This is a genomic window from Soonwooa sp. T0.1_25 (assembly GCF_057652215.1).
The window spans coordinates 1-23,428 of sequence record NZ_JBYFBZ010000008.1 but is presented as its reverse complement, the minus strand read 5'-3'; the positions used below and the strand labels follow the sequence as shown (position 1 = coordinate 23,428).

The window sequence follows — 23,428 nt, the reverse complement described above, 5'->3', positions numbered from 1 at the left end:
TAAAACTACTCAAACATTTCTGCCCAACGTACGGCTTTTATTTCGTTGTCGTTGTAAAGCTCAGAAACTTGTTTTGTAACCTCCAATTTTGGATAAAGATTAACACCAATCAATTTGATTTTGCCCTCTTGTACCCAAGTTTGTTCTTTGGTTGCTTGCTCAAAAATCATTTTTTGGATTGTTCCATTTTTAATATTTTCTGCAAAACCACCTTTGTTTTCGAAATCTAAAAATAAAGTCCAAGCTTGCTCTGACAATTGTCGCGTCACATCTTCAATCAAATAACTTCCAGACGTCGCATCTTCAAAAACGTTGATAATACTTTCGTACGCCAAAACAATCATCTGCTTAAAAGACAACTCTTCAGAAAGTTTGGTTTGATTTTTAATTTTGAAATCGTTGGCAAAAACCGCATCAGCACCGCCAATCATCGCAGCAGACAACTCTAGCGTCGATCGAATCAAATTATTCTCTTCGTCGTTATTGGCTTTATTTCTAAAACTTGTCTCCGCAAAAATGTATGGAAATAAATTCAATCCATATTCTTTAGAAAGTTGATTGAACAAATATTTAAACGCTCTAATTTTAGCAATTTCTAAAAAATATTGATGTCCAATTGCGAATCTGAAACTTAGTTTTTCTAAAATTTCAGATCCAAATTTCTCCACCAAATCTTTAGATTTTGCTAAAGCAATCGCCAATTGCTGTACTATAGAAGCTCCAGCATTTTGATAAACTGAAACATCGACACCGATATTTCTTTTGAAATTATTTTTAACTAAAGACTGCACCAAAGCTTCATCAATACTAGCATCTTTAGAAAAAACATCAACCAAACTAACATATTGATTGGTCTCAGCTGTTGTAAGATTTACTAAATCTGGATTAGAAAAAAACAAAGTTTTCTCCGAAACTTTAACATCTTTATCTATCAAAAAAGCGTAGGCATCTTCCTCCAAAAAGTCTTTGTATTTAGCAACAAGATGTGTACTTTCTTCGATACGCGGGAGCTTTTCAGCTTTTGGTGTACTGTTATCGTAATAACCTTTTACAACAATATTTTCAAGATTTTCTTTGATTAAAACGCTATCAATATCATCAGTTTTCAATTGTTTTTTCACCAATTGTTCCCAATCTTGAAGACTAACTTTCGGAAATTCCATTTTTACTTTTTATCAATTTTTGTACTATCGGCAACGAGAATAAAGATTTCTTCATTTGGCTTTTTCATGAAGTAATTTTCACGAGCATATTTTTCTTTCTCGTCTTTATTATTCATCAGCTTTTTGTAGAAAGCATCGTTTTTCTCGTATTCGGATTTGTAATAAGCCAACTGATGCTCATACTTTGTAATGTCACCATTTAGTTCATTAACAACTAGAAAAGAGGTGTTGTCAAAGAATATCATCCATGCAAAAAACGCCACCAAAGTAATGGTATATTTATTAAGGATGTAGCTGGTTATAAATTTATATCCGCTAGATTTTTTCTTGATATCTTTGATCAGCTCTTTCATTATTTTTTCAATGAATTGTTAATAACTGTGGTCAGAAAATCAATAGCAACGGTATTGTTTTTCATGTTCGGTACGATAAGATCGGCTTCGTTTTTTGATGGTTCGATAAACTCTTGGTGCATCGGTTTAAGCGTCGTTTGGTAGCGATGAAGCACTTCTTGCAAATCTCTTCCACGTTCTTGTGTATCGCGACGGATTCTTCGGATTAATCTTTCATCAGAATCTGTGTGTACAAATACTTTAAGATCATATTCTTTAAGCAATTCTTTGTTTGTTAAAACTAGAATTCCTTCAACTATTAATACATTTTTCGGCTCTACCAAAACATGATCTCCAGTTCTCGAATGCGTAACAAACGAATAAACAGGTTGCTCGATCGATTGGTTGTTTTTAAGCGCTTTAACGTGTTGCGTCAACAATTCAAAATCGATAGATTTTGGATGGTCGTAGTTGAGCGCTTCACGCTCCGCCAAAGTTAAATTTGGATTATCATGGTAATAATTGTCCTGAGAAAGAACGTTAACACCTTCAACATTAAGCTGTTGGAGAATTTTGTTAACAACAGTAGTTTTTCCTGATCCCGTTCCTCCGGCAATCCCAATTACAAGCATACTTTGATTTTTTACAAATTTAATTTAAAAATAACATTCGGCACAAAAGAATTGATAAGAAATAATGTGATTTGGATATTGTTTTTAAGGATCTTATTTTTTAAAGTTTAAAACAAATCTTATTTAAAAAAAGAATTAATTTTCTTTAGGCGAAATTCCTAAAACATAATAGAACACCGCCAAAACTCTTGCGAAAAATTCGCGGGTATGGTTGCGATAATAACTTTCGTTTTTGGTAACATCTTGTGCATCGAATCCCAACGCATTCATATTATTATTACGAGCAAAAAATAGCGCTCGCAGATTATGAAAACCTTGCGATACAATGATGACATTGCTCTGCTTATACACATCTTTGCAACGCGAAATACTTTTGTGCGTGTTAAAACCTTTCGGATCTTCGATGATAATCTCTGGCGGAACACCTTCTGTATAAACCAAAAACTTCTTCATCGCTGCAGGCTCATCATAATTTTTTGATTTTTCGCCACTCACGATTATTTTTTTTATTTTCCCGTGGTGATATAAAGTCCCAACAGCAGCCATTCTAGATGTAAAATAAGGATTTGCAAAACCAGATTTCATCTTGGGTGACGTCCCCAAAACCAAGGCACATTCTCGTGGTGGAACTTTGCTAATTTTGGTATAAGTTCTCCCACTCGTCAAGGCAAAAACCCAGAAGTTAGCAAGCAGCATCAACAAAAAAATCAATTCAAGGCTGACAAAAATGGTCTTGAAAAAAGATTTTATAAACTTCAACATACAAACAGGTTCGCTTAACTTATTTTTGAAAGAGTGAATTTAACTATAATTTTTGAAAAAGACGAAAAAATAATTAATCGATTACATCAAAATCTAAAAATAATTCTTGACTCATTGCGATAGCAGAACATGGCAAAATCTTCGACTGTTTCATTTCTTTTTCGGTTAAATATTCGTTTTCTTCCATTTCTACTTCACCTTTTTTAAGTTTACAAATACAGCTTCCGCACACACCAGATTTGCATGAATATGGCACATTAATCCCCATTCCTAAAAGTTGTTGCAGGATTTTTCCTTTGTTGTTTTTAAGAACGATATCATCGGTCGTTAGATGATTGTATTTAATTTTAAGTTTAATATTTTCGATTAACGGAAAAGATTTTTCTTGCGGATAAATATCATCATTAAAAGATTCAAATAATTCAAAATGAATATCGCGCTTTGGGATACCATTGTAGTAACACGCATTAGCAACAGATTTTATCATATCTCCAGGACCACATATCACAACTTTATCCGTCGCATCCCAAATCGTCGACTCTTCATCTTCCTCATCCAAATGCAAAATCTGATTAATAATTAAAGTTACACGTTTCTCATCCAAACGACCTTCGAAAAGCAAATTATTAATCTTTTGCCTTGAGAAAAAATAGTACACAAAAAATCGGTCAGCATGTTCCTGTTGAAGAGCATTTAACTCCGATTCAAAAATGATGTCATCTTTAGTTTTGTTACCGTAAAACAAGAAAATTCGAGTTCGCGGTTCTCGGAAAAGTAAATTTTTTATTTGACTAAAAATTGGCGTAATCCCAATGCCTGCCGCAAAAGCGAGAATACTGCGCTTCTCATGAGGTTTTATCACCAAACTAAAACGTCCTTGTGGTGCGCTGACAGAGACTTCGTCACCAACATTATAATTATCGTAAAGTGCTTTTGCAGAACTTTCGGGAGACGTAATTTTAATAGCAATTTCGAAACCCGATTCGTTAGGAGCAGTCGTTATCGAATAATCATTAATTTTTTCTTGTCCATTTTTAATAAACTTCACACTAACATATTGTCCTGATTGATAACTAAATACAGACTTTAATTGAACTGGAATTTCAAAACCTAATAAGAAACTATCTTTGGTCAAGTCTATTTTTTTAACTAATTTTAACCGATAAAACTGAGGCTGATTACCAACTGATAAAACTTGTTCTGTCATAGCTTCAAAATTAATCAAAAATTATCAAAGTATAATTTCAAATAAATCAATTACAATGTTAAAAATTCAACTTAAAATAAATGAAAAAATTAGTCTTAAGCCTTGTTTTGGGAGTTTCTTTAATCGCATGTAAAAACGATAAAGAACTAAAATTTGAAGATAAAAATAAAGACGCTGACTCTACGCAAATCGCAACTAATGTTGAAGAAGATTTGCTAAAATCGCATAAAGAATTGTTAGAGGTTAAAGCAGAACAAATGCCTAACCTATTGACTGCAAAAACGAATGACACGCTTTATGTAACCAACTTTTTTGCGACCTGGTGCCAACCTTGCATGGTCGAGATTCCTCATTTTAAAGAAAAAATGGAATCGTTAAACGGTCAACCTATAAAATTCACGTTTGTAAGTCTTGACAACAAATCAGATTGGAAAACGGCTGTTAACGATTTCGCTGATGAATACGGACTTCGCAACAATATTGTACTTCTTGATGGGACGACTTTGACTCCAGAATTCTTTAGTCAAAATTTTGACACTTGGAATGGTGAAGCTATTCCGTTCACATTAATGCGTCGCGGAAATATGGTTGACGAATATATGGGATCGATGAAAAAAGAGGAAATTAATAGCAAAATTGACAAAATGATGGCGGCTAATTTGACGCCGAGCATCGACCAACAGAAAGAAAAAAGTAAGATTACGGGCAAAAAATAATCGAAAAGACATCCAATCGGATGTCTTTTTCTTTATGAATAATTTGTACTTTTGGCGCACAAATAAGACTATGGCTAAAAGCTTCGGAATCCTTGGTATCGTCTTAGGCATCGGTATTCTCATCGCTGTTGCTATCAACCTGAACATAGGTTTTATCCAACTACAACTTCAAGATTTTTATAATGAAAATTCTGTAAATGCCGCCATTGCAGACATTAGAGTTAATCGTGTTCTGGCGATGTTTTTGGCAGGAATTTCGATTCCCAGTAGTGGATTTTTATTACAAGAATATTTCAAAAATCCCTTAGCCGGACCAGACGTTTTGGGAATAACCTCAATCTCGAGTTTGGCGGTTGCTTGTTTTATTTTCTTTTCGCAATCGTGGATTCTGCCCGAGTTTTTACAAAATGGTTTTATTAGTTTTTCAGCTATTGGTGGGAGTTTAGCATTAATGATTGTTTTGATTTTGTTTTCAAAACGCTTTCAAAATTCGTCATTCATTATTATTTTCGGATTCTTAATTTCAGCTTTAGCTGGCGCTGTTGTTAGTATTTTGCAATTTTATGTTGAAAGTCAAAGCCTGAAAAATTATATTTTATGGTCATTTGGAGCGAATAATAATGTAAGTCGAGATCAACTTTTGATTTTATTTTTGTTTGTAATCGCAGGACTTTTTTTTAGTTTTAAATCAATAAAACCTTTGATGGGAAGCGCTTTCGGAACTTCTTATGCGCGAAGTATCGGTGTTAATCTTGATACTTTAAAATATTTCGTGATCATCGCAACATCTCTCCTATCAGCTTCTGTTACAGCGTTTTTAGGCCCTATATTATTCGTCGGAATTGTCGTACCGCATTTTTGTCGATTGTTATTTAATCCTTCTAAACTTTGGCATCAATGGATTCTTAACATGATTTTGGGAATTTTCATTATGCTAAGTTTTTCGATTTTATCGGAATTAACACAGTTTCCGATTAATATTATCACGTCAGTTATTGGTATTCCTGTTATACTTTTGATGCTTTTAAAACAATCTAAAAATATATAATTATGAATGCATTTTTAGAATTGAAAAACTTAAGCATTGGCTACAAAAAAACTTTGGTTTCTGAGATTAATACCGAAGCTAGTTTGGGCGAAGTAATCTTATTAATGGGAAATAATGGTGTTGGTAAAACAACTTTGATTAAAACTCTTTTAAAACAAAATCAAATTTTAAAAGGAGAGGTTTTAATTAGTCATAAATCGTTAAAAACTATTTCTCAGAGAGATATTGCCGAGGATATTGCCATTGTTTTTTCTAAAGCAGAAATCCCTACCAATTATACTGTTGAAGAACTTGTCAATTTTGGAAAATATATTCATTATCCTTATTATTTTAAAATTGATGAAAAAGATAAAACTGAGATTTCTGAAATTATTTCTAAACTAAACTTAGAACAATATCGTCACACACAACTCCAACATTTATCTGATGGAAATCTTCAAAAAGCATTTATTGGTCGAGCTTTAGCACAGAATTCTCCAATCATTATTTTGGACGAACCAACGACGCATTTGGATGAAGACAACAAACTAATTATTTTAAAATTACTTCGATCTCTTGCTAAAACTCAAAACAAATTAATTTTATTTTCGTCACATGATTGGCGTCTCGCTCGTGAATTTGCTGATAAAATTTGGTGGATTCGTGACCAAAAATTAAACTCAGGAATTACAGAAGAAATCCTATTAGAACACAAAAACTTCCTCGATCCTCATATTTTTGACATCAATTCTAAATTTGTTTCACCTAAAATTTTCGCACCCCAACTCGAAAAAGAATTGTTATTTTCATTTCTTCAAAAGAATTTCAATGAAGATTTATCCTTGTTTTCAATAACATACAATAACAATTTGTGGACAATTAGCGAAAATTCTTCAACAAGCCATCACAAAAACCTCTCTGAAATTAAAAATTCGCTACAAACTCGCTTAAAATCTAGATTTTAAATAATTTTATCTTGAATTTATTGCGAATAGCATAGCAATTAACCGTCTGATTTTCAATATTTAACATTTATTTAACTTAGACATACTATGCATGCATAATATATTTTCCTACTTTTGAGTAATCACTTTAAAGGTTATTATGGAAAAGAAAAATTCAGATAAAGTTGAAAGTGTAGATTTATTACTTAAATCTGCGTGGTTAGCCGTATCCAAAATGTATTCCGACAAAGCGTCATTATACAATTCAACAGCGGTACAGGCATTAACATTGCTAAAAATTGACCCCAAAGAAGGCACTCGAAGCACGAATCTTGGCCCCAAAATGGCGATTGAACCAACTTCTTTAACGAGAATCATCAAACTTTTAGAAGACAATGGCTATATCTATAAGGAAAAAACAACGACCGACAAACGCGAAGTTATTATTAAACTAACCGATAAAGGTATCGAATCGCGAAATCTATCTAAAAAAGTTGTCCTTGATTTTAATACCAAAGTTGTCGAAACTATTCCTCAAGAAAAGTTTGAAGTTTTTAAGGAAGTGATGAATCAAATTCTAAAAATCGCAAACAATCTTAACAATAAAAAATAGTTCCCACTTTGGGAATTAAACTATAATTTAATAATTAAAAAAATTACATATTCAAATGAAAAGACGAATCAAACACGTTACAGTATTAGGTTCCGGAATCATGGGAAGCGGTATTGCTGCGCACTTTGCAAACATTGGCGTGGAAGTATTGCTTTTGGACATCGTTCCGTTTGAACTGAACGAAGCTGAAGAGAAAAAAGGTTTGACTAAAGAAGACAAAGCCGTTCGTAACAGAATTGCAACCGAAAATTTAGGAAAACTTCAAAAAGCAAGCCCTGCACTACTCTATTCGCCAAGTTTTGCGAGCAGAATTAAAGTAGGAAACTTTGACGACGATATGAAGAAAATCGCGAATACCGATTGGATTATCGAAGTGGTTGTGGAAAGATTGGATATCAAAAAATCCGTATATGAAAAAATCGAGCAATTCCGTCAGCCTGGGACTTTGGTTTCGTCCAACACTTCGGGAATTCCGATTCATCTTTTAACAGAAGGTAGAAGTGACGATTTTAAAGATTATTTCGCAGGAACGCACTTCTTCAACCCTGTTCGTTATTTGCCATTACTAGAAATTATTCCAACGCCGCACACGCTTCCTGAGGTTGTAGATTTCTACATGACGTATGGAGCGAAATTCCTTGGAAAAACAACTGTGTTAGCAAAAGATACACCAGCGTTTATCGCTAACAGAATTGGTGTTTTCGGAATTATGAACATCTTTAATACGATTCAGAAATTAGGTTTAAACATTTCTGATGTTGATAAATTAACTGGTCCAGTTATCGGTCGTCCAAAATCGGCAACTTTCCGTACGGCGGATGTTGTAGGCTTGGATACATTGGTACACGTGGCTAACGGCGTTCGCGAAAGCGGTGTTGAACAAGATATGTTCAAAGATCAGTTCGCAATGCCAAGTTACATCGATTTCTTAACGACGAATAATTTCTTAGGTTCAAAATCAGGTCAAGGTTTCTTCAAAAAAGTAAAAAATGCTGAAGGAAATTCAGAAATCTTAAGATTGAATCTTGATACTTTAGAATACGAAGCTCAAGGAAAAGTAAATTTCCCAACTTTAGAATTAACGAAAACTATTGAAAAACCTTTGGATCGTTTCAAAGTGTTAATCGGTGGTAAAGATAAAGCGGGTGAATTCTACAGATTGACTTTAGGATCGATGTTTGCGTACGTTTCGCACAAAGTTCCAGAGATTTCTGATGACATCTACAAAATAGACGATGCAATGAAAGCTGGTTTCGGTTGGGAAAATGGACCTTTCGAAATTTGGGATGCCGTTGGCGTTCAAAAAGGTGTCGAATTGGCTAAAGAAGCAGGTTACGAGGTTTCGGATTGGGCAAAAGAATTGGCTTCTAAAAATGAAACGTTCTATAAAGTTAATGATGAAGGTCAAAGTATTTTCTACGATAAAAATACAGGAAACTACGATCAAATCCCTGGCCAAGAAGCCTTTATTATCCTTGATAATATCAGAAAAAATAAAACACTTTGGAGCAATTCTGGAGCTTCGATTGAAGATTTAGGTGACGGAATTATCAACTTTGAAATTCATTCTAAAATGAATTCTCTTGGAGGTGAAGTTCTTGATGGACTAAACCGAGCAATCGACCTTGCAGAAAAAGAATACGATGGATTGGTTATCGGAAACCAAGGTGCAAACTTCTCTGTTGGAGCCAATTTGGCGATGATTATGATGATGGCAGTTGACCAAGATTGGGACGACTTAAATATGGCGATTGCGTACTTCCAAAACTCGATGATGAGAGTTCGTTACTCTTCAATTCCAGTTGTGGTAGCGCCTCACACGATGACTTTGGGTGGTGGCTGCGAAATGACGCTTCATGCTGACCGAGTTGTTGCCGCTGCAGAAACCTATATCGGATTGGTGGAACTTGGCGTTGGGGTAATTCCTGGCGGTGGTGGTACCAAAGAAATGACGTTGAGAACATGTAGAGATTTTGTAAAAGACGACGTAAAAACCAACAGACTTCGTGATGCTTTCATGAATATTGCAATGGCAAAAGTGGCTACTTCCGCTTATGAAGCTTACGATATGGGAATTTTGGAGCACGGAAAAGACATCGTTGTTGTTGATAAAAAACGTCAGATTGCAGAAGCTAAAAAAATTGCAAAACTAATGGCTGAGCAAGGTTACACGCAACCCATCGAAGAAACGGTTACCGTTCTTGGAAAAGATGCTTTGGGTATGTTCTACGTTGGAACGGATCAGATGCTTGCCGGAAATTTCATTTCAGAATACGACAAGAAAATTGCAGACAAGCTAGCAAACGTAATGGTAGGCGGAAATCTTTCTGAGCCAACTGCCGTTTCTGAGAGATATTTATTAAACCTTGAAAGAGAAACTTTCCTTTCCCTGTGCGGCGAAAGAAAAACCCTTGAAAGAATTCAACACATGTTACAAACTGGGAAACCGTTGCGTAATTGATTTGTATAATGTCGGATGTATAATGTAAAAAGTATCAAGATGCACAATTTTAGAGAATTGGACGTTTGGAAGAAATCAATTTTACTTTGCAAAAGTTATTTTGTTATTTCTAAAAACTTTCCTAAAGATGAATTGTTTGGATTGACTTCGCAATCTCGAAGAAGTCTTTATTCTATCCCTTCAAACATTGCAGAAGGAGCTGGAAGGGATACCAATCCTCAGTTTTGTCAATTTCTAAATATTGCATTAGGTTCTTCTTTTGAATTTGAAACTCAAATTATCATTGCGTATGATTTGGAATTCATCAAGAAAGATGATTTTGACTTGTTACAATCCGAGATCAGACATATTCAAAATATGATTATTAAATTAAAGGAAAACTATTCAAAATAAAATCGTGATAAGACAATTAGATTGAAAAATGTATGAATATTATTATACATCCTACAACCGACATTGTACATTATACATTTTACAAAAAATAAAAAAATGAAAACAGCATACATCATAAAAGGGTACCGTACTGCGGTTGGAAAGGCTCCAAAAGGATCTTTACGCTTTACAAGACCCGACGAAATGGCGGCTACAGTTATTGAAAAACTAATGGCTGAAGTTCCGCAATTAGATAAAAACAGAATCGACGACCTTATCGTTGGAAATGCAATGCCAGAAGCAGAACAAGGCTTGAATGTTGCAAGATTAATCTCTTTAATGGGCTTAAACACCGATAAAGTTCCAGGCGTTACAATCAACAGATATTGCGCATCAGGATCGGAAGCGATTGCGATTGCAACAGCAAAAATCCAATCAGGAATGGCAGATTGTATCATCGCAGGTGGTACAGAATCGATGAGTTATATTCCGATGGGTGGTTACAAACCCGTTCCAGACCCTATTTTAGCAAAATCAAATCCTGATTACTATTGGGGAATGGGTTATACAGCGGAAGCGGTTGCTAAGGAATTTAATGTTTCGAGAGCAGCTCAGGACGAATTCGCTTTTAATTCTCATCAAAAAGCTTTAAAAGCTATTGCTGAAGGAAGATTCAAAGATCAAATCGTTCCTGTTCCCGTTGAATATACGTTCGTGGATGAAAATCAAAAATTGCAATCGAAGAAATTTGATTTCGCTATGGATGAAGGTCCAAGAGTAGACACATCTTTGGAAGGTTTGGCTAAATTAAGACCAGTTTTCGCACAAGGCGGAAGCGTAACAGCAGGAAACTCATCTCAAATGTCAGACGGCGCGGCTTTCGTAATCGTAATGTCTGAAGAAATGGTGAAAGAACTTGGTTTGGAGCCAGAAGCAAGATTAGTTTCTTACGCTGCAGCAGGTTTAGAACCAAGAATTATGGGAATGGGACCAGTTTACGCAGTTCCAAAAGCTTTAAAACAAGCTGGACTTCAATTAAACGACATCGACTTAATCGAACTTAACGAAGCTTTTGCTTCTCAATCGGTTGCAGTAATCAACGAATTAGGAATCAACCCAGAAATTACTAACGTAAATGGAGGTGCAATCGCACTTGGTCACCCACTTGGATGTACAGGAGCAAAATTGGCAGTTCAACTTTTCGACGAAATGAAAAAACGTGGCAACAAATACGGAATGGTAACCATGTGCGTTGGAACTGGACAAGGCGCAGCAGCTATTTACGAGTTGTTGTAGAAGAAAGAACAAAGAACAAAGAGGAAAGATTAAAGAAGCCTTATGAAGCATAATTTCAAAAATTTAAATATTTGGAAATTGTCAATTGAATTGGCGAATGAAATTTATGCGGCTTCTGATCTTTTTCCAAAAAATGAAGAATTTGGATTGAAATCGCAAATCCGAAGATGCGCTGTTTCTGTTCCTTCCAATATTGCGGAGGGATCGAGTCGGAGTTCTGATAAAGATTTTAATCGATTTTTAGAAATTAGTCTTGGTTCTCTTTTCGAACTTCAAACCTAGCTTATCATCGCAAATGCGAGAAATTACATTAACAACGAAAATTTTAATCTAATCGAAATAAGAATAATTGAGTTACAAAAGATGACTTCGGGCTTTCAAAATAATTTGGTCTCGAGATAATTCTTTTCTCTTTTATCTTTTTTCTTTCATCAAATTTTTTAATAAAACAAAAACTAAATATGGCAAATTTAACTGGCGGCGAATTTCTAATCAAGGAAATCCCAGCAAATGAAATCTTCTCTTTGGAGGAACTGAATGAAGAACAAAAAATGCTTCGCGACTCTGCAAAAGAGTTTATCGACAGAGAAGTAGTTCCGAATAGAGAAAAATTCGAACATAAAGATTATGCATTCACGGAAGAATGTATGAAAAAACTAGGCGAAATGGGAATGTTGGGAATCACAGTTCCTGAGCAATACGGCGGTATGGGAATGGGCTTCATCAACACGATGTTGGCTTGCGACTACCTTTCTGGTGCTACGGGATCGTTGGCTACGGCTTTCGGTGCGCACACGGGAATTGGGACACTTCCTACCCTTTTGTACGGTTCCGAGGAATTAAAAGCGAAATATCTTCCAGATTTAGCAGCAGGAACAAAATTCGGGGCGTACTGTTTGACAGAGCCGGATGCAGGTTCGGATGCGAATTCAGGAAAAACTAAAGCTGTTCTTTCAGCTGACGGAAAACATTATATTATCAACGGACAGAAAATGTGGATTTCTAACGCAGGTTTTGCTGATACTTTCACACTTTTCGCGAAAATTGATGATGATAAAAACATCACTGGTTTCGTAATCAATCGTTCGGAATTAGAAGATCCAAACTCTCTAACTTTAGGTGAAGAAGAGCACAAATTGGGAATCCGTGCGTCTTCTACAAGACAAGTTTTCTTCAACGACATGAAAGTTCCTGTGGAAAATATGTTGGGTGAAAGAAATAACGGTTTCAAAATCGCTTTAAATGCATTGAACGTTGGTCGTATCAAGTTAGCAGCGGCTTGTTTGGATGCTCAAAGAAGAATTTTAAATCATTCAATTCAATATTCAAACGAGAGAAAGCAATTTGGCGTTTCGATTTCAACTTTTGGAGCAATCAGAAAGAAATTGGCTGAAATGGCAACGGGAACATTCGTTTCAGAAGCTGGTGCTTACCGTGCTGCAAAAGATGTTCAGGATAAAATTGACGAACTGGTTGCTGGTGGAATGAATCACCAAGAAGCAGAATTGAAAGGTGTTGAAGAATTTGCAGTTGAATGTTCAATTCTAAAAGTTTTTGTTTCGGATTTAGCTCAACATACAGCTGATGAAGGTATCCAAATCTACGGTGGAATGGGCTTCTCGGAAGATACACCAATGGAAGCAGCTTGGAGAGATTCAAGAATTTCAAGAATTTATGAAGGAACCAACGAAATCAACAGACTTCTTGCGGTGGGAATGCTAATTAAGCGTGCTATGAAAGGACAATTAGATCTTTTAACTCCTGCAATGGCGATTTCTAAAGAGTTGATGGGAATTCCATCTTTCGAAGTTCCAGATTATTCGGCTTACATGAGCGAAGAAAAAGCAATCATCGCTAACTTGAAAAAAGTATTCTTGATGGTTTCTGGTGCAGCGCTTCAAAAATACATGATGGATATCGAAAAGCAACAACATTTATTGCTAAATGCTTCTGAGATTTTGAACCAAATTTACATGGCAGAATCTGCAATCCTTAGAGCTGAAAAACATTTCTCAGCAGATTCAGTGGAAGCAGCAATGGCTCAATTGAACCTTTACAAAGCGGTTGAAAAAATCATAACAGCGGCTAAAGAAGGTATCGTTTCTTTCGCAGAAGGCGACGAGCAAAGAATGATGTTGTCAGGTCTTAGAAGATTCACGAAATACACCAACACTCCGAATGTTGTAGCGCTTACAGAGAAAATTGCTGCACATTACGTAGAGAAAGGACATTATTAGACAATAGATTTTGAGAGTGGAGATTTGAGATATAAACTCAGAAAACCTTAAACTTGAAACAACAAAAAACCTCGCGATGGCGAGGTTTTTTGCTTTATATATTCCAGAAAATTATTTCCAAATACAATATATTTAAAAGTTGAATCATACAAAAAGAACAATTCTCCTTAACTTCGCACCATGTTACAAATTGTATTAGTCGGGATTTTGGTAGTTGCCTGTAATGTGTTTATACAGGCGTTGTCAACTCTTTATTTCCTTAAAATATTTATTCCACAGTTCAAACGTTGGCGCAAGAAAAATGAATTACTAACCACATTTATAATGCTGGTATTTCTCATCATGTTTTTCACGCTTTTGCATGGTGGGCAATGTACTTTGTGGGCAGCAGTCTATTATTTCAACCCACATATTTCAAGCTTGTCAAGCTTTTCCGAATCTATTTATTTTTCGTTAATTACCTTTACGACCATTGGTTATGGCGATGTCGTCATCGATTCAGAATGGCGAATTATTGCAGGATTAGAAGCCATTAACGGCATTATGCTCGTAGGCTGGTCAACAGCGATGGTTTTTGCATTTTTGCAAGTCATTTATAAAAACAGCAGTATTACAAAATTAAATTCTAGAATAAATGAAAACAAGTTTTAAAGTAAAAACATATAACTTTAGCCTAATACGTCGCTTTAGCCTTGTTGCATTGCTTATATCTTGTGGCTTAATGCTTTTTTTACCATGGATTTCAAAATATTTGAATGGTTTAGTCCTTGGAATTATCGTTATAGGAATTCCGTATTCTTTTTTCACTAAAAAAATGAAAGACAATGAAGAAATTTTAGAATTTAATAATGATGTTATTATTTCGAAGGAATAATCAATATAAGTTTCGAATATAATTTAGACGACGAAAGCTGAAAAATCTTTGGGTTATAATTTAGAATTCAATTATAAAAAGGAATTCGAAAACGGAAACTCAATTTTATTAATCAAGCACTTTTCCTCACCAATATCAATCATCCTGTGATTGCAACTTTGGACGCGAATCAAAATATCTATTTTGCAAATCAAGATCAACCCGTGGTTTCAAAAGGTTTTGATATTTATTTGAAAGGAAGCATCAACGATTGGGAGCTTTATTTGGGTTATACTTTTACGATTGCGAAATATAAATTTCAAGAAGGAAATCAAATCATTCCATTAACGCCAAAAAATCGTGCTGCAATGACGGTGGTTAAAGATTTCAACGGTAGTTGGAAATTCGGAGTAGAAGCGTCTTACAATGGAACTCAGTACCGAATGGATTACAGCAAAACGCTAGATTATCTGTTTGTGGCAGCCATGATTTCCAAAGATTTGGGCGAGCATTTTACGGTGGCTTTAAATTGCGAAAATCTGTTCGATTACAGACAAAGTCGCAAAGAAATTTATATTCTGGAAGTACTTTAAATCCAAGTTTCCATCCACTTTGGGGACCAAGTGATGGTCGAGTTTTCAATCTTTCGGTGATGTGGAAATTGTAGTTTTTAAAAATCAACCTGCGTAAAATTCCACTTTAAAGTATCAATTATTAAAAGTTGATTGGTTTTTACTGGAAGGTCACAAATAATTTTGAGTGTGTTTATCGCCATAAAACTGCCAACAATGCCGGGAAGAGCGCCTAAAACGCCGTTTTTATCACAATCTAAAGCATTTTCAGGACAATCTGGGAAAATATCTCGCAAGTTTTTACTTCCTTGATAATTAAACACCGCAACTTGACCTTCGAAACCTAAAATACTGCCATAAACCAAGGTTTTATTTAATTGAATACAAGTATCATTAAGTAAATATCTTGTCGCAAAATTATCGGAAGCATCAACAATGACATCAAATTCTTTTAAAATGGAATTCGCATTTTCCAACGTGATTTTTGATTTAAAACCAATAAATTCAACATTAGAATTGATGTTTTGAACAAAATTTTGTGCGCTATCCACTTTTGATGTTCCAACAGAATTTTCTGTGTGAATGATCTGCCGATTAAGATTATGAATTTCAACTTCATCAAAATCTGCAACGCCAATTTTCCCAACACCAGCTGCTGCTAAATATTGAATAACAGGACTTCCTAAACCGCCCGCTCCTACCACAAGAACTTTGGCTGACAAAATTTTGTTTTGACCTTCAATGCCAATTTCATCCATGAAAATTTGGCGACTGTAACGTGTAAATTCTTCGTTTTTCATTTAAGAATAAGCATTATCCCAATCCTTCATCACAGGATCGTAACCCGCATTTTTAATGATATTTTTAATTTCATCCATGCTGCGTTCATCCGAAGTTTCAAACTGCTCCAAAGAATTTTCATCTACAGAATAACCACCAGGATTGGTTTTAGAAGCCGCACTCATCGTCGTTGCGCCCAGTTGTACAATATGATCTCTAAAATTTTCATTTTCGCGAGTCGAGATCGAAATTTCCAAATTGGGATTCCAAATTCTGTAAGCAAAAATTAATTGTAAAAGATCACGATCCTTCATTTCAAAATTAGGTTTAACGATTCCTTCCGCAGGTCTTAATCTAGGGAAAGACACCGAAAACTTCGATTGCCAATAGGTTTTCTGTAAATAATCGATATGTAAAGCGTTGAAAAAGCTATCGATTCTCCAATCTTCTAAACCAAGCAAAACGCCCAATCCCATTTTATGAAAATCCGCATTACCAACGCGATCTGGCGTATCGAGACGGTAATCAAAATTCGATTTTCGACCTTTAGGATGGTAAGTTTTGTAAACATCCTGATGATAAGTTTCTTGATACACCAAAACCGAATGAACTCCCGCTTCATGCAAAGCACGATATTCGAGAGTTTCCAAAGGTTGAACCTCAATAGAAATATTCGAAAACAACGGTTTTAAAAGCGAAACTGCATTCATAAAATACGGAAGTCCAACTTTATGTTGCGCTTCACCGCTTACCAAAAGAACGTGATCAACTCTCATTTTTTTGAGGATTGAAGCTTCTTTCAGCAATTCTTGATCAGTTAAAGTTTTGCGTTTTATTTTGTTATCCAAACTAAATCCGCAATACGTACAAATATTTTGACACTCGTTGCTAACGTATAAAGGCGCATACATTTGTATGGTTTTTCCGAATCTTTGCTGTGTTAATTGTTGAGATTTTCGAGCCATTTCTTCCAAGAAAAACTGAGCCGAAGGCGACAACAAAACCAAAAAATCCTCAACATTTAATTTCTGTTTATTTAAAACTTGCTGTACATCATTTTCTGTGTACGAATACACCTTTGCGTTGATTTCATCCCAAGAATATTTCTGAAAAACACCTTTAAAACTCATGATATTTCTTTAATCATCCAACAAAAAAGTAGTTAATGGACTCGACGCTTCCGCGCGATTTTGAATTGCTCCCAAACCACTTTCAAAAGCGCGCCGTCCCGCTATTACAGCCTCTTTAAAAGCAATCGCCATCTCTATAGGGTTCTTTGCAACAGCAATCGCAGTGTTCACCAAAACCGCATTAGCGCCTAATTCCATGGCTTTTGCTGCGTCGGAAGGCGCACCAATTCCTGCATCTACAACCACAGGAACTTTGCTTTGCTCGATAATAATTTCTAAAAAATCGATAGTTCTAAGACCTTTATTCGTTCCAATCGGCGCTCCCAAAGGCATTACAACGGACGTTCCTGCATTTTCTAACAATTTGCACAATACTGGATCGGCATGAATGTACGGCATAACTACGAAACCCAATTTCGCTAATTCTTCCGTAGCTTTCAGCGTTTCGATAGGATCGGGCAACAAATATCTTGGATCGGGATGAATCTCTAATTTTACGAAGTTGGTTTCTAAAGCTTCACGAGCCAATTCTGCAGCTAAAACCGCTTCTTTCGCATTTCTTGCACCAGAAGTATTGGGCAACAGGTTGGCTTTTGTTTTCTTTAATTCTGCTAATAATTCGTCTGTTGGAGAATCGAAATCGACACGCTTTAATGCCATGGTCACCAACTCAGATTCTGAAGCTTGAACGGCTTCTCGCATTTGACTTAAACTTCCGAATTTCCCTGTTCCTAAGAACAATCTTGACGAAAATTCTGTGCTACCTATTTGTAATTTTTTCATATAAATTCTGTTTTTAATTCTTGGATTAAAGCAGGTTTATCAGTAAATAATTGTGACAAAGCCACACCATAAATTCCTATTTTTTGAAGTAGTTGAACATCATTTTTAGTTATTCCGCCAATTGCATAAATCGGTGGAAAATCCATATTATTTTGATGAAGTTGACTAATGATTTTTTGATAACCTTCAAAACCTAAAATTGGACTCAATTTTTTCTTTGTTGATGTAAATCGCAATGGTCCAAGTCCGATGTAATCACAGTTTTCGGAAATTCTGTGTTGAACATCTTCAAGAGTGTTTGCCGTTCCACCAATGATTTTTTCAGAACCTAAAATTTCTCTTGCTTTCAGAACATTCAAATCTTCTAAACCCAAATGAACGCCGTCGGCATCGACTTTTGCAACCAAATCTACATCATCATTAATAATAAAAGTTGCATTAAAATTCTCACAAAGCATTTTGACTTTTTGAGCCAATATTTTTAAATCATTTTTTGAAGCATCTTTCCAACGAAGCTGAATCCATTTTGCGCCATTTTCTAGAGCATTTTCAATATTTTTAAATTGAATTTCCGCAGTGTCGCCCTGAGAAATATATTGCATTTTTTCAAAATTTCGCATGATATCCTAATAAGTTTGGTGAACTGTTTAAGTAATTTTCCATATAGTTTTTTGCGTCTGTACAAGCTTGTTTCATAGTTTTTCCTAAAGCTAAATTAGCAACAATTGCGCTTGATAAAACGCAGCCAGAACCGTGTTTCTGAAAGACTTCTTTTGCTTTTGGTTTAATGTTAAAAATTTCATTTTCCGTGAATAAAATATCCAAACCTTCCGCATCTTTTCTATGTCCGCCTTTCAACAAAACATTGCAAGGCATTTTTTGATTTTCATTGAGAATATTCATCGATTTTAAATATTCAAACTCTAAAAAATTGGGCGTTATTAAATCCAAATGTGGCAGAATTTCCTTTACATTTTGAATATCGTTTCCATTAAAAAAAGACCTTTCAGAAGAGCTTTTCAAAACGGTATCCCAAACAATCATTGGCTTAGAATTGCTCATTTTTAAAACTTCAATAATCTTTTTTAAATATTCTGAGTTTGGAGCAATTCCGATTTTCACCGCTTTAACTGGATAAAAATTCAGTAATGTTTTAATGCTTTTTAAAATGTCCTCAATGGCGATCCAATCCACAGAAAAAACATGATTTTCCGTTTGCAACGTATTCGCCGTCATCACCGCTAAACCTTGAACTTGATGTTGTTCAAAAGTCTTTACGTCTGCAAGAATTCCTGCTCCTCCGCAAGGATCAAATCCTGCAATGCTTAACACAAATGGCCTTTCTGAATACATTTTTCAAAAATTTTTAAAGGATTTTCATTTCCCCAAATCGAGCCTAAAAAAGCAACACCTTCTGCCCTATTTTCGTACGCAAAATATTGATTTTCAAGAGTTATTCCACCCAAAGCAATGAGTTTAGTTTTATAATTCGTACGTTGTTTTAAATCAGATAAAATTTGAGAATTTTCACCATAACCAATCTTAGAAATACTTGGGAAAATTGGACTGATAAACGCATATTCCCAAAGATTTTCCAACTGATTAAAATCGTCAATTGAATGCGTAGATGTTGAATAAATTAGATTTTCATTAAAAGAAAAATTATTATTTTTTCTAACATTTTCTTTAACATGAAAACGATACAAACCTAACTGAAATGCCGTTTCAAAATGTTGATGAACCACTAATTTAGACTTATATTTATCATCAATTCCGAAAACGTAACTGATTAAATCCAATTCTGAAAACTTTGGTTTCCGAATATGAAATAAATCCAAGCCTTGATCAAAAAACTCATTAATCAAATCGGTTTCATTTTTTACATTTTCTTCTGGACTAATGATGATTTTCACAGATACAATTCTTTTCCGTTATCAATAAATTCTAAAGACTTTTCTTGCATTCCTTGAGCAGCAGACTCGCGAATTTCTTGCGTAATTTTCATTGAACAGAATTTGGGACCACACATGGAACAAAAATGCGCTACTTTTGCACCATCTGCGGGTAAAGTTTCATCATGAAATTCTTTTGCTGTTTCGGGATCCAGCGACAAATTGAACTGATCTTCCCAACGGAATTCGAAACGTGCTTTGCTCAATGCATTATCTCGATATTGCGCACCTGGATGACCTTTCGCCAAATCTGCAGCATGAGCTGCCAATTTGTAGGTGATAACGCCATCTTTCACATCTTTTTTGTTGGGTAAACCCAAATGCTCTTTTGGTGTAACATAGCACAACATGGCGCAACCGTACCAGCCAATCATCGCCGCACCAATCGCCGACGTAATGTGGTCGTAACCTGGCGCAATATCCGTCGTTAGAGGTCCTAACGTATAAAAAGGCGCTTCGTCACATTCCTGCAACTGCTTCTCCATATTTTCCTTAATTAAATGCATCGGGACGTGGCCAGGACCTTCGATCATCACCTGAACATCGTGCTTCCAAGCAATTTTCGTTAACTCACCAAGCGTTTCGAGTTCGGCGAATTGGGCAGCATCGTTTGCATCAGCGATAGAACCTGGGCGCAAACCATCTCCTAACGAAAAAGCCACATCGTATTGCTTCATAATTTCGCAAATTTCCTCAAAATGAGTGTACAAAAAATTCTCTTTATGATGAAATAAACACCATTTTGCCATGATAGAACCACCTCGCGACACAATCCCCGTCACACGTTCGGACGTCAAATGAATGTAGCGCAAGAGTACGCCTGCATGAATCGTAAAGTAAGAAACGCCCTGTTCTGCTTGTTCAATTAAGGTGTCTCTAAAAATTTCCCAGGTAAGGTTTTCGGCAACACCTTTTACTTTTTCCAAAGCTTGATAAATAGGCACAGTTCCGATGGGAACGGGAGAATTCCTGATGATCCATTCGCGAGTTTCGTGGATATTTTTACCTGTGGACAAATCCATAATCGTATCGGCGCCCCAACGACAAGCCCAAACCGCTTTTTCGACTTCTTCTTCAATGCTTGAGGTCACCGCACTGTTCCCAATATTTGCATTAATTTTCACTAAAAAGTTTCGTCCAATAATCATTGGTTCGCTTTCGGGATGGTTGATATTATTTGGTATGATGGCTCTTCCCGCTGCAATTTCGTCACGAACAAATTCAGGCGTAATTTTTCCTTTTGGCGTTTTAGCACCGAAACTTTCACCAGCATGTTGATGATTCATTCCAGCAGTTGCTGATTCTAGTTGTTCAATTTTTTGATTTTCACGAATAGCAACATATTCCATTTCTGGCGTAATAATGCCCTGTTTCGCATAATGTAATTGTGTAACATTCTTGCCTTCTTTCGCTACTTTCGGTAAGTGCGAATAAGCAAAACGCAAATCGTCTAGATCCTTATTCTTAAGGCGTTGTTTGCCGTATTCAGAAGTAATACCGTCCAAAACCTCAACATCATTTCTTTCTAAAATCCATTCTTCACGAATACGCTCTAAACCTTTGCGTATGTCAATTGTAGAATTGATGTCTGTATAAGGCCCAGAAGTGTCATAAACCGTTACGGGAGGGTTAAACTCTTCTCCACCTCTATTCAATTTTGTAGGCTGAAGACTGATTTCGCGCATCGCAACTTTAATCGGATGCAAAGATCCCGGAATATAAACTTTACGAGAATTAGGAAAAGTTTGTGTGGTAATTTGCTCTTGTTTCATATTTAATTTTTACTGATTAAAAACGTCTAACCGCCTTGTGTAGCGGTAATGAGCAGAATAGAATCTTTATTTTGTAAAATTGTTTGGGACCACAATTTTTTTGGAATTACTTTTTGATTGACAGCTACCGCCAAACCAGAAGTTTTCCCTTGACAATGCTGCATAACCAATGCTTCCAAACTTAAATTAGAAACTTCAAAAAAAGTAGATTTGTGATTGATGATAAGTTCCATTCCGTTTCATTTTAAAATTAAAATTGACTTTAGGAATGGATACACGAACGCAGATAGCGCCCAAGATGACCATTTACTTTTCCCTACGCTAGTATGATCTAGATCAGGTTGTGAGGGTAAAATCTCAGCCTACTTTTGTAGACACCCCTAAAGTTCGGAGCGAAGATATAAAATTTTTTTGTACTTCCAAATTTTACAATTTTCGAAAACCAGAAAAAAATTTTGGAAGTATTTTTGTATTTAATTACAAAATTTAGGAAATATTACATTATGAAAAACTCAATAATAATTCAAATTTTTAGTGTTTTAATAATTTTGATTTCATGTCAGGAAAAGAAAGAAAAACAAATTATATTTGATGAAAAAACACGCGACTCAACCGTCATTACTTCATCAATAAAAACAGATTCCGTTACTTCAGAACAAAGAATTTCTGATATTAAAAATTGGTATTCTGACGCTCAAAAAAACATGAAATCAGCGGATAAAAATTGTGAAAAAGCTGAAGAAAAATGGGTTTACAAACTAGATAAAGAATTAAGTATGGACTTTGTAAATAGAGGTTCTCTGTGTAATCTTCCAAATGGAATAAAAGTATATTCTGGCGAATTTAACGGTTATGAATGGTAAGTGGACTACTTTTTTGACAGTTTGTAAATATAGTTTTTTCGTTTGAAATTTGCATCCGCCAACTGAAACGGAATCAGGCTCTGCTGAGGGGCAACCTGCCAGGGATAGGTTGGCCTACGAAATATAGTTTTCAAGGGCATCGCTTTTGGCGGTGCTTTTTTCTGAATTATATTTCAGAAGGCTATGCCTTGAGAAAACCTTATGCAGCATCATATTCAGCGGGTGTTTTAAATTCTAAAGATTCATGAAGTCGTTCATTATTGTAATCTTCTATCCACTTCTGGGTCAAATCCCTTGCCTGATCAAGCGTGAAGAACAGGTTGGCATCCAGCACATCCTCGCGGTAGGTTCTGTTGAAACATTCCACTATGGCATTCTGCTGGGGCTTCCCCTTCTGGATTTTTGCCCATTCTATTTCGTTCTTATCAAGCCATTGCTGGAAAAGATGCGAGGTGAACTCCGGTCCATTATCCGTGCGGATTCTTTTTGGCTTCCCGTGCTTCTGGATGATGCGCTCAAAATACGCAATCACCGCCCTTGCCGGCATCGAGTTGCGAATGTGGATGCCCAGGCACTCCCTGTTGTACTGGTCCACGATGTTCAGCGTACGGAACTTCGAGCCGTTTATCAGCGTGCCACTCATAAAGTCTGCAGCAAGTTCTTCATTCCTTTCCAACGGAACCTGAATTGGATTGGCAGGATTATCCAAACGCTTTCTTTTCAGTCTTTTATAAAGCGAAAATCCATATCTGTGGTACACCCTGCGGATTTGCGAGGCAACAAACTCCGAGTATTTTTTCTTTACCTTCACAATCACTTTCTTTCGTCCCATCCTGCTGGTCCCCAATACCGAGGCGATGGCCTGCTTAATTTGCTCATCTTTTTCAGGCATCCGTCTCTTATAATCTATTGAGGTTCGTGAGCGCCCGATTACGCGGCACACCTTAGCATAACTTATATC

The 23,428-nt window shown here is 35.8% G+C and carries 27 protein-coding genes and 1 riboswitch; of the genes, 13 read left to right on the top strand and 14 right to left on the bottom strand.

The window, feature by feature from the left end:
* Window positions 1–5 precede the first annotated feature (5 nt).
* From AC23MB_RS10765 to AC23MB_RS10745, 5 genes are all read right to left on the bottom strand, one after another.
* Complete coding sequence (locus AC23MB_RS10765) at window positions 6–1,163, bottom strand: methylmalonyl-CoA mutase family protein (protein ID WP_374330995.1); 1,158 nt, start codon at window positions 1,161–1,163, stop codon at window positions 6–8.
* A 2-nt stretch (window positions 1,164–1,165) separates the two neighbouring features.
* A complete protein-coding gene (locus AC23MB_RS10760) occupies window positions 1,166–1,516 on the bottom strand; it encodes an FtsB family cell division protein (RefSeq protein WP_079665373.1) in 351 nt (116 codons plus the stop codon).
* Window positions 1,516–2,127 (bottom strand): uridine kinase, encoded by a 612-nt coding sequence (udk, locus tag AC23MB_RS10755; RefSeq protein WP_079665374.1) that lies wholly within the window; start codon window positions 2,125–2,127, stop codon window positions 1,516–1,518. The genes AC23MB_RS10760 and udk overlap by 1 nt, the downstream gene beginning before the upstream one ends.
* A gap of 135 nt (window positions 2,128–2,262) precedes the next feature.
* Window positions 2,263–2,823, bottom strand: coding sequence for a SanA/YdcF family protein (locus tag AC23MB_RS10750; protein WP_374331024.1), 561 nt, complete (start codon window positions 2,821–2,823; stop codon window positions 2,263–2,265).
* Window positions 2,824–2,962: 139 nt separating this feature from the next.
* Window positions 2,963–4,096, bottom strand: a complete 1,134-nt coding sequence (locus AC23MB_RS10745) for a 2Fe-2S iron-sulfur cluster-binding protein (protein ID WP_487787233.1) — start codon at window positions 4,094–4,096, stop codon at window positions 2,963–2,965.
* Between the two features lie 80 nt (window positions 4,097–4,176).
* Here AC23MB_RS10745 and AC23MB_RS10740 point away from each other — a divergent pair, with 80 nt between their 5' ends.
* The 12 genes from AC23MB_RS10740 (at window position 4,177) to AC23MB_RS10685 (ending at window position 15,208) form a co-directional block, all read left to right on the top strand.
* Window positions 4,177–4,812 carry a TlpA family protein disulfide reductase gene (locus tag AC23MB_RS10740; protein WP_487787232.1) on the top strand — a complete coding sequence of 212 codons (636 nt, stop codon included), beginning with the start codon at window positions 4,177–4,179 and terminating at the stop codon, window positions 4,810–4,812.
* A gap of 70 nt (window positions 4,813–4,882) precedes the next feature.
* Window positions 4,883–5,860 carry a FecCD family ABC transporter permease gene (locus AC23MB_RS10735; protein ID WP_374331000.1) on the top strand — a complete coding sequence of 326 codons (978 nt, stop codon included), beginning with the start codon at window positions 4,883–4,885 and terminating at the stop codon, window positions 5,858–5,860.
* A gap of 2 nt (window positions 5,861–5,862) precedes the next feature.
* Window positions 5,863–6,804, top strand: a complete 942-nt coding sequence (locus AC23MB_RS10730) for an ABC transporter ATP-binding protein (protein WP_487787231.1) — start codon at window positions 5,863–5,865, stop codon at window positions 6,802–6,804.
* A gap of 139 nt (window positions 6,805–6,943) precedes the next feature.
* On the top strand, window positions 6,944–7,396 hold the full coding sequence (locus AC23MB_RS10725) for a MarR family winged helix-turn-helix transcriptional regulator (RefSeq protein ID WP_312321701.1): 453 nt from the start codon (window positions 6,944–6,946) through the stop codon (window positions 7,394–7,396).
* A gap of 55 nt (window positions 7,397–7,451) precedes the next feature.
* Window positions 7,452–9,857, top strand: a complete 2,406-nt coding sequence (locus AC23MB_RS10720; protein WP_487787230.1) for a 3-hydroxyacyl-CoA dehydrogenase/enoyl-CoA hydratase family protein — start codon at window positions 7,452–7,454, stop codon at window positions 9,855–9,857.
* A gap of 39 nt (window positions 9,858–9,896) precedes the next feature.
* On the top strand, window positions 9,897–10,250 hold the full coding sequence (locus AC23MB_RS10715; RefSeq protein ID WP_487787229.1) for a four helix bundle protein: 354 nt from the start codon (window positions 9,897–9,899) through the stop codon (window positions 10,248–10,250).
* Between the two features lie 96 nt (window positions 10,251–10,346).
* Window positions 10,347–11,525, top strand: a complete 1,179-nt coding sequence (locus AC23MB_RS10710; protein WP_487787228.1) for a thiolase family protein — start codon at window positions 10,347–10,349, stop codon at window positions 11,523–11,525.
* Between the two features lie 42 nt (window positions 11,526–11,567).
* Window positions 11,568–11,807, top strand: coding sequence for a four helix bundle protein (locus AC23MB_RS10705; protein WP_487787227.1), 240 nt, complete (start codon window positions 11,568–11,570; stop codon window positions 11,805–11,807).
* Between the two features lie 179 nt (window positions 11,808–11,986).
* A complete protein-coding gene (locus AC23MB_RS10700) occupies window positions 11,987–13,762 on the top strand; it encodes an acyl-CoA dehydrogenase family protein (RefSeq protein ID WP_312321696.1) in 1,776 nt (591 codons plus the stop codon).
* Between the two features lie 180 nt (window positions 13,763–13,942).
* A complete protein-coding gene (locus AC23MB_RS10695) occupies window positions 13,943–14,413 on the top strand; it encodes an ion channel (protein ID WP_487787226.1) in 471 nt (156 codons plus the stop codon).
* Window positions 14,397–14,636 (top strand): hypothetical protein, encoded by a 240-nt coding sequence (locus tag AC23MB_RS10690; RefSeq protein WP_313029698.1) that lies wholly within the window; start codon window positions 14,397–14,399, stop codon window positions 14,634–14,636. The genes AC23MB_RS10695 and AC23MB_RS10690 overlap by 17 nt, the downstream gene beginning before the upstream one ends.
* An 83-nt stretch (window positions 14,637–14,719) precedes the next feature.
* Entirely contained in the window at window positions 14,720–15,208 is a 489-nt protein-coding gene (locus AC23MB_RS10685; RefSeq protein ID WP_313029779.1) for a TonB-dependent receptor domain-containing protein, read from the top strand.
* 77 nt (window positions 15,209–15,285) lie between these two features.
* Here the strand turns inward: AC23MB_RS10685 and AC23MB_RS10680 are convergent, their stop codons facing one another.
* Genes AC23MB_RS10680 through thiS form a run of 8 tightly spaced genes read right to left on the bottom strand, consistent with a single transcriptional unit; the run spans window position 15,286 to window position 21,837 of the window.
* Window positions 15,286–15,987: a HesA/MoeB/ThiF family protein gene (locus AC23MB_RS10680; protein WP_313029697.1), complete on the bottom strand. Its 702-nt coding sequence runs from the start codon at window positions 15,985–15,987 to the stop codon at window positions 15,286–15,288.
* Entirely contained in the window at window positions 15,988–17,100 is a 1,113-nt protein-coding gene (gene thiH / locus AC23MB_RS10675) for a 2-iminoacetate synthase ThiH (protein WP_487787270.1), read from the bottom strand.
* 6 nt (window positions 17,101–17,106) lie between these two features.
* Window positions 17,107–17,880, bottom strand: coding sequence for a thiazole synthase (locus AC23MB_RS10670; protein ID WP_312323689.1), 774 nt, complete (start codon window positions 17,878–17,880; stop codon window positions 17,107–17,109).
* Complete coding sequence (gene thiE, locus AC23MB_RS10665; RefSeq protein WP_312323686.1) at window positions 17,877–18,482, bottom strand: thiamine phosphate synthase; 606 nt, start codon at window positions 18,480–18,482, stop codon at window positions 17,877–17,879. The genes AC23MB_RS10670 and thiE overlap by 4 nt, the downstream gene beginning before the upstream one ends.
* 4 nt (window positions 18,483–18,486) lie before the next feature.
* Complete coding sequence (locus AC23MB_RS10660) at window positions 18,487–19,233, bottom strand: hydroxymethylpyrimidine/phosphomethylpyrimidine kinase (RefSeq protein WP_312323684.1); 747 nt, start codon at window positions 19,231–19,233, stop codon at window positions 18,487–18,489.
* Window positions 19,206–19,793 (bottom strand): thiamine phosphate synthase, encoded by a 588-nt coding sequence (locus AC23MB_RS10655; RefSeq protein WP_487787225.1) that lies wholly within the window; start codon window positions 19,791–19,793, stop codon window positions 19,206–19,208. The genes AC23MB_RS10660 and AC23MB_RS10655 overlap by 28 nt, the downstream gene beginning before the upstream one ends.
* Window positions 19,790–21,604, bottom strand: a complete 1,815-nt coding sequence (gene thiC / locus AC23MB_RS10650) for a phosphomethylpyrimidine synthase ThiC (RefSeq protein WP_487787224.1) — start codon at window positions 21,602–21,604, stop codon at window positions 19,790–19,792. Before thiC ends, AC23MB_RS10655 begins: the two co-directional genes overlap by 4 nt.
* Window positions 21,605–21,630: 26 nt before the next feature.
* Window positions 21,631–21,837 (bottom strand): sulfur carrier protein ThiS, encoded by a 207-nt coding sequence (gene thiS / locus AC23MB_RS10645; RefSeq protein WP_487787223.1) that lies wholly within the window; start codon window positions 21,835–21,837, stop codon window positions 21,631–21,633.
* Between the two features lie 63 nt (window positions 21,838–21,900).
* Window positions 21,901–21,996, bottom strand: a riboswitch (TPP riboswitch).
* 111 nt (window positions 21,997–22,107) lie between these two features.
* Between thiS and AC23MB_RS10640 the strand changes: the two genes are divergently transcribed.
* Window positions 22,108–22,467 carry a hypothetical protein gene (locus AC23MB_RS10640; protein ID WP_374331022.1) on the top strand — a complete coding sequence of 120 codons (360 nt, stop codon included), beginning with the start codon at window positions 22,108–22,110 and terminating at the stop codon, window positions 22,465–22,467.
* A gap of 199 nt (window positions 22,468–22,666) precedes the next feature.
* Here the strand turns inward: AC23MB_RS10640 and AC23MB_RS10635 are convergent.
* Window positions 22,667–23,428, bottom strand: a 762-nt coding sequence (locus AC23MB_RS10635) for an IS3 family transposase (RefSeq protein ID WP_487787222.1), incomplete at its 5' end; no start/stop codon positions are given.